This window comes from Psychromonas antarctica (assembly GCF_022267535.1).
GTDB classification, from domain to species: Bacteria; Pseudomonadota; Gammaproteobacteria; order Enterobacterales; family Psychromonadaceae; genus Psychromonas; species Psychromonas antarctica.
In genome coordinates this window covers 1-6,016 of record NZ_JAHNZV010000143.1, presented here as the reverse complement: position 1 = coordinate 6,016, position 6,016 = coordinate 1, and the positions used below count along the sequence as shown (strand labels likewise).

At 39.7% G+C, this 6,016-nt stretch carries 6 protein-coding genes; 2 read left to right on the top strand and 4 right to left on the bottom strand.

Annotated elements, in window-relative coordinates; all coding sequences use genetic code 11:
• The first annotated feature begins 402 nt into the window (after nucleotides 1–402).
• A complete protein-coding gene (gene leuE / locus KSO91_RS15730; protein WP_238743977.1) occupies nucleotides 403–1,065 on the top strand; it encodes a leucine efflux protein LeuE in 663 nt (220 codons plus the stop codon).
• A gap of 35 nt (nucleotides 1,066–1,100) precedes the next feature.
• On the opposite strand, the gene KSO91_RS15725 is transcribed toward leuE, so the two are convergent.
• Nucleotides 1,101–1,943, bottom strand: coding sequence for a mechanosensitive ion channel family protein (locus KSO91_RS15725; protein WP_238743976.1), 843 nt, complete (start codon nucleotides 1,941–1,943; stop codon nucleotides 1,101–1,103).
• Nucleotides 1,944–2,785: 842 nt separating this feature from the next.
• Between KSO91_RS15725 and KSO91_RS15720 the strand changes: the two genes are divergently transcribed.
• Nucleotides 2,786–3,667: an MYG1 family protein gene (locus KSO91_RS15720; RefSeq protein ID WP_238743978.1), complete on the top strand. Its 882-nt coding sequence runs from the start codon at nucleotides 2,786–2,788 to the stop codon at nucleotides 3,665–3,667.
• A gap of 151 nt (nucleotides 3,668–3,818) precedes the next feature.
• Here KSO91_RS15720 and KSO91_RS15715 read toward each other — a convergent pair whose 3' ends face one another.
• Genes KSO91_RS15715 through KSO91_RS15705 form a run of 3 tightly spaced genes read right to left on the bottom strand, consistent with a single transcriptional unit; the run spans nucleotide 3,819 to nucleotide 5,807 of the window.
• A complete protein-coding gene (locus tag KSO91_RS15715; RefSeq protein WP_238743975.1) occupies nucleotides 3,819–4,268 on the bottom strand; it encodes a PTS sugar transporter subunit IIA in 450 nt (149 codons plus the stop codon).
• Complete coding sequence (locus KSO91_RS15710) at nucleotides 4,265–5,521, bottom strand: PTS ascorbate transporter subunit IIC (RefSeq protein WP_238743974.1); 1,257 nt, start codon at nucleotides 5,519–5,521, stop codon at nucleotides 4,265–4,267. The genes KSO91_RS15715 and KSO91_RS15710 overlap by 4 nt, the downstream gene beginning before the upstream one ends.
• 16 nt (nucleotides 5,522–5,537) lie before the next feature.
• Nucleotides 5,538–5,807 (bottom strand): PTS sugar transporter subunit IIB, encoded by a 270-nt coding sequence (locus tag KSO91_RS15705; RefSeq protein WP_238743973.1) that lies wholly within the window; start codon nucleotides 5,805–5,807, stop codon nucleotides 5,538–5,540.
• Nucleotides 5,808–6,016 lie beyond the last annotated feature (209 nt).

Here is a 6,016-nt window from a genome sequence, read left to right as displayed (position 1 = left end):
GGGTAAACATGGATCACATCTTATGCTAAATGTCCTCTTATCTAATAGACCGTCGATTCGTAAAAATTATTTCAACCTTGAGCATCTATTTATAACGAAATATTCTGATTGATTTAATTAGTCTGCTCGCTGGCTTTAGTCTTCGCTGAAAAAGATCGCATTTCTCAGAGCTGACAGCGTGTAGATCATAAGAAATTGACGCGTAATTTTATACTTTGAAACATAATGTGCTTTGTTCGTACGTGATACGAAGCTGATCTAAAAAGAAAGGGGGGATTTTTGGGGAATAAATAATAGAATATTTTTTAACTTAATGATTATAATCTCTTTTGAATTCAAATTAGAATGAACAATTATTGTATCTCCAATCACGGGCTCCTGTATGGGAGATTTAGGATAATCATGGAAACCTTCGGCGTACTTAATTATGTTACCTATTTTATAGGTGCTGTGTTTATTATCTTATTACCCGGCCCTAATTCACTTTATGTGCTGGCGCTTTCAGCGCAGCAAGGTAGGCGCATCGGTTGGACTGCGGTGGCCGGCGTTTTAATCGGTGATTCTTTACTTATTTTGGCAACTGCCTTAGGTGCTGTCTCTATTTTGACGGCTTACCCGGCAATTTTTATGGTTATCAAATATGCCGGGGCAGGTTATCTGACGTATCTGGGTTACCGGTTAATTACAGGTGCAATTAAATCTTGGCGACAATTAGATGTACAGAGTTTGCAGGATGCCGTTGAAATTAAGAGAACAACAGGGCGAAAAGCGTTTAGAAAAACGCTGTTTGTTAGCCTATTAAACCCTAAAGCGATTTTGTTCTTTCTGTCTTTTTTTGCGCAATTTGTCGATCCTGAATATGCGCAACCGGTCGTTCCTTTGTTGATTTTGGCATTAACTATTCAAGCGCTCAGCTTAATTTATCTGACAGTGCTTATTTATGCAGGCACAACACTGGCTAAAACGTTCAGAAAACGTAACAAAGTGAGCGCTATCTCGGGAGCTAGTGTCGGCGTCGGATTCGTGGCATTTGCAATTAAACTGGCATTAGCGAGTGCCAGTTAATCGCTGAGTGAGGTGCTGTAGAATCAATGACAAAGCTAGCAAGAACGAAGCCAAGCCATATAAATACGTAGAATCTCAAACTCAATATGTGTAATGCTATTATTCGGCAAAAATAGCGATATTTTAATAAATCCTTTTGCAACTTCGGTGTATTCAAGTTCAAAACTGGGCTTCATATTCGCCGTACTAAAATCTAAAAATTGGGACATTTTCTTAACAAATCTTTGTGCTTCTTTGCTATTTAAATCAACCAACTCCATTGCCGCTTTGTGAAGAACTACTTGGGCCTCTTCGATATTAGTTGATTTATCGATTGGTGCTGAAATTGTGTATAACACGTATGGACCCATTTCATTTTCATTTAATACAGATTCCGCAAGTAACTTTGAATTCGGGAAAACAATCCGATGCCCTGTATAATTGGAGCCACTCTTTCCCGGACCTAATCGTTCTAATGTTGTCGATGTAAGACTTAAATCAATAACTTCGCCGCGTATATTGCCCACTGAGATCCAATCGCCCACCTTGTAGGCGCCTGTAATTAAACGAAAGATACCGCCCAGAGCAGCAAGGATCAGTTCTTTCATGCCAACAACGAGTGCAACGGCAAAAGCAGCGATGGATATCGCAAAGGCTTGAAGTTCTGGTGCCCAAATAAACGTCATCCCTACCACTAGAAATGCAGCAAATATGCCTCGGCTAATAGATGTTATTTTGCGCTGCTCTGTTATTGAGTGTTTGATCTTATTTTTCCAAAACTTGAGCAATAAATATCGGCAAAGTAAAAGTGAGATCGCAAGCAAAAGCGAAGCAAGCAGTGGCGAGAACTGAGAAGTAATCACATCGGCCACATCATTCATTACTTCATTTGTATCCATATTTATTCTTATCCATTTGTGAACCCGTTAAAAGAGAGTGTTCTAAATTTAAACACAGCCGCCCTGACATTAAATTTCAGATGCTGACTGGCGACGATACACCAGAATGAATTTTATCAGTAACTGTTTATTGTCAAAAGCGATTCCTTTTTAAGAGGAATTGGTTGCAACTCGCTAACGGGGGGGCTTAAAAATAGCTATCTCATTAATTTCTTTGTTTGTGGTAAATCGTAAAGGGGGGGGGAGGTGTTTGCTTTCTGACTCGTAAAGGTAAAAAGAGCCTGCCGATTGAGTCGTTTGTGCAATAAGCCGGAGAGCAATAAATGAGGATTAGATTTTGTCACACTAGAATCATGATAAGATAAAACATCCTGTTGAAGTCGATGTTTTTTGGTAAATGACTTGGGTGTAGTTCTTTTGAATCGACGGAACGTGTTGAATAAACGCACAGAAAAAATTGCGCAACCATGCTGGCACAGGCTTATTTTTTGGGGCGCGGGCTTCAGCCCGCTTACTTTAATTCTTTATTAGGTGGACTAAAGTCCACGCCCCTTATTTTGTGTTTTGGAGCGGAAAGTATTAATTGTCCCATTAATGGAGTGCATATCATTACAAAAATTCGCGTTTTTATAACATGAAATAGTGATTATCCAACTAATTGCAAGGGACTAGCGTCGATTCAAAGGAACTACACCCAAATGACTTCTATTCTTTCCAGACTCAGCCCACTTTTTTTCAGAAAATTGGTGGTGCGAATATAAACACTGAGTGTAAACACGCAACTATAATATTGTATAAATAAACCGCGCTACGGTGCTAATAAAAATGGATATATTAATTTGATGAAGATATTTGGAACACACAGTGGGGCATTTCATGCCGATGATGTTTTTGCCATTGCGGCATTGTCGATGTTGCACCCTGAGTATGAAATACATCGCTCACGTGACCCCAAAGTATGGGCAAAATGTGATTACCTTGTCGATGTCGGTGGCTATTACAATCACGATGAAAAGATATATGATCACCATTTTAAGAATGGACCGACATACGATGATGGTTTGAAGATGTCATCCATCGGCTTAATATGGTCTCATTATGGTACTGAGATTTGTGGTTGTCCTATTATTGCTGATAGAATTTGTCGACGTTTGATTCGACAGTTTGATGCTATTGATAATGGCGTGACATTAACTCATCATATTGAAGATTTTGCGGATGTGCGCGAAATATCCTTATCGGGATCTATTTCTATGATGAATCCACAGGATCATTCTAAAACAGATAAAGTATTTGAAGGCGAAGTATTACGCGCACGTTTAATGCTACAAACAGCCATTGCACAGGCTAAGCATTGGATTGAAAGTCGTGAAGCGGTAGAGCTTGCACTTAAAGTGGCGCTGAATGAACAACTTTCATATATTATTGTGCCAGAAGATTGTAAGTGGATAGAGCATCTCTTTAACAGCAATGGCAACGAAAAAATCCTTTATGCGATATTTGCAAATGGTGATAAATGGTACGCTCGTACTGTTCCGTCGGCTCTTGGCGAATTCTCTAACCGTAAAGACTTTCCAAAAGCATGGGCCGGTTTGAATGATGATGCGTTTTCAAAAGCAGCGCAAATTCCTGATGGAATATTCTGCCATCATGGCTTATTTATCTGTGCAACGGGATCCCTTGAGTCGACTCTGAAGATAGTCGATGACGCTATTCAAGCCTAAACGGTTCAGGCACAACTTTGTCCTACTTAGTTAGCTAAAATTATTTTCACTATTGGTCGTCACTTTGATGGTTATTTTTAGATAATACGGGCTGAAACTAAAGGCGATAACTTTGGTTATCGCCTTTTTATGACTAACGACTTATGGCAACTTAGTATTTTTTTAATATATCAATGATGTCAGCTTTATTTTCTGCTGCGATAATGTTGTTAATATCAGCATCGTTTTGAAACAATTCTGAAAGTGCCATAATCGTCAGCACATGACTATCTGAGTTGTTTGCTGCTAGTGTAATCGAGAAATATACATCCCCATTATCCAGCGAACCTAAATCGACACCTTTTTTAAACACAGTAAGCTGTAATGCGTCTTCATTGACGCCATCCTCTGGGCGCGCATGTGGCATGGCAATCTTAGGCGCTAACACATAATACGGACCAATTTTTTTATGTGTCGCCTTAATTGCATTGACATAACTCTGCTCAATTTTGCCGCTTGCTAAGAGTGCTGAACACGTTAAATCTAGCGCTGCATCAACGCTTAAATTCTCCTCACGGGTAATAACAATACCGTCATCACCCATTAAATCGAATAAACTCATAACACCATCCACCCAAGGAGAAGCCCAACAACACCGAAGTCAAAATCTGAAAAGGTTGTTGCCTCTAGACCTAGACTACCAAGTACATCTAGTAAGAACATAGGCAAGAATGAAATACATAACCCCTGCGTAAATGAACCTAACATCGCTCCACGTAAACCGCCCGTAGCATTACCATAAACACCTGCAGTACCACCAACGAAGAAGTGGGGCACAACACCGGCGACAATAATAGTCCAACCGAAGGCACCTTGAATTCCCATAGCAACAAGACCTGCCGCGAAGGAGCATAAAAAACCAATAAGCACTGCATTTGGCGCAACTGGAAATACCATTGGACAATCGAGAGCCGGTTTTGCACCAGGTACTAACTTATCGGAAATACCTTTAAATGCGGGGACAATTTCAGCGATGAGCATCTTCACACCCTGCAGCACGATATAAACACCACCAGCAAAGGTTAAAGACTGAACAAAGGTAAATACAACCCAGTTTTGTCCGCCAGATACTACTTCAACAAAATCACCGCCCGCAAACATAGACGAAAGTAAGAAAAATACCCCCATAGTTGTCGCAATAGCAACAGGCGTATCACGTAAAAACATCAAACTCTTTGGCACATTGATGTGTTCAGTTGATTTAGAAGTATCACCAAATTTACTACCGATATAAGCAGAAATAACGTAGGAAAGCGTTGAGAAATGACCAATCGCAAGTTGGTCGGTACCCATCACTTTTTCTGTATATTTCTGACCGATAGCGGGCATGATAACCATCAATGAGCCAACAATGCCGGCACCCAAGGCGACTAATTTCACTCCTGTAATATCTGCTGTTGAAAGAATCACCGCAACCAACATTGACATAAACATCGTGTGATGACCCGTCAAGAAAATATATTTCAAAGGGGTTATACGAGCTAATACAATGTTTACGATAAAGGCAAAAAACATAATTAGCGCCATCTCATAACCGAAGGCATCCTGTGCGATTGCAACAATTGCTTCGTTATTGGGAACAACACCGCTAACGCCAAAGGCTTCGGTAAATATAGTTGCGAAATTATTCAAAGCCCCAATCAGCGCGCCAGCACCAAACCCGAGGATTAAAAAACCCATCACCGTCTTAATAGTGCCTTTCAGGATGGAAGAAGCATCTTTTTTTTGTGCAACTAAACCAATAAAAGCAATAAGACCAACCATAATTGCTGGCTCTTTTAATAAGCCAAGCATAAATTCAAAAAAATCAACCATTATAATCCCCTTACCCTTATATGAACGCTTTTAGTTGTTCTTCAATTGAAGCTTTATCAAAAATATTGATTAAACTAATAATATTTTCCTTGCCTGCTTCCTGTAATTGCACCGCGATATCTGCAGCCGCAACCCAAATATCGGCTTGACTTGAAGCTGCAGAGGATAAATCTTCATGATCAACTTCAGCTTCAAGGCCCATTTTTTCCACGACTTCTTTAACCGCTATTTCCATCATCAATGACGTACCTAAACCGTTTCCGCACACAACTAGTATTTTTTTCATGTTATTACCCTCTATTTGGATAAGTTCAATTGCAAAATTGCGTTTTAACTGTACGAGAAAAGCATAGCTGAACAAGGTGATTTCAAACGTGATAAAAGTCGCAAAGCTAAAGTGGTCTCGCGACGCAGATCACAAATTTTACGTTTCATATAAAGAGCATGGTTTCTAATTTTTAAGAAATAAAAATCATAATATAGGGGGAGGTATAA

Bases quoted from the DNA above. Each gene is read 5' to 3' on its own strand.
- leuE (WP_238743977.1), top strand. From the start codon at position 403: ATGGAAACCTTCGGCGTACTTAATTATGTTACCTATTTTATAGGTGCT.
- KSO91_RS15725 (WP_238743976.1), bottom strand. From the start codon at position 1,943: ATGGATACAAATGAAGTAATGAATGATGTGGCCGATGTGATTACTTCT.
- KSO91_RS15720 (WP_238743978.1), top strand. From the start codon at position 2,786: ATGAAGATATTTGGAACACACAGTGGGGCATTTCATGCCGATGATGTT.
- KSO91_RS15715 (WP_238743975.1), bottom strand. From the start codon at position 4,268: ATGAGTTTATTCGATTTAATGGGTGATGACGGTATTGTTATTACCCGT.
- KSO91_RS15710 (WP_238743974.1), bottom strand. From the start codon at position 5,521: ATGGTTGATTTTTTTGAATTTATGCTTGGCTTATTAAAAGAGCCAGCA.
- KSO91_RS15705 (WP_238743973.1), bottom strand. From the start codon at position 5,807: ATGAAAAAAATACTAGTTGTGTGCGGAAACGGTTTAGGTACGTCATTG.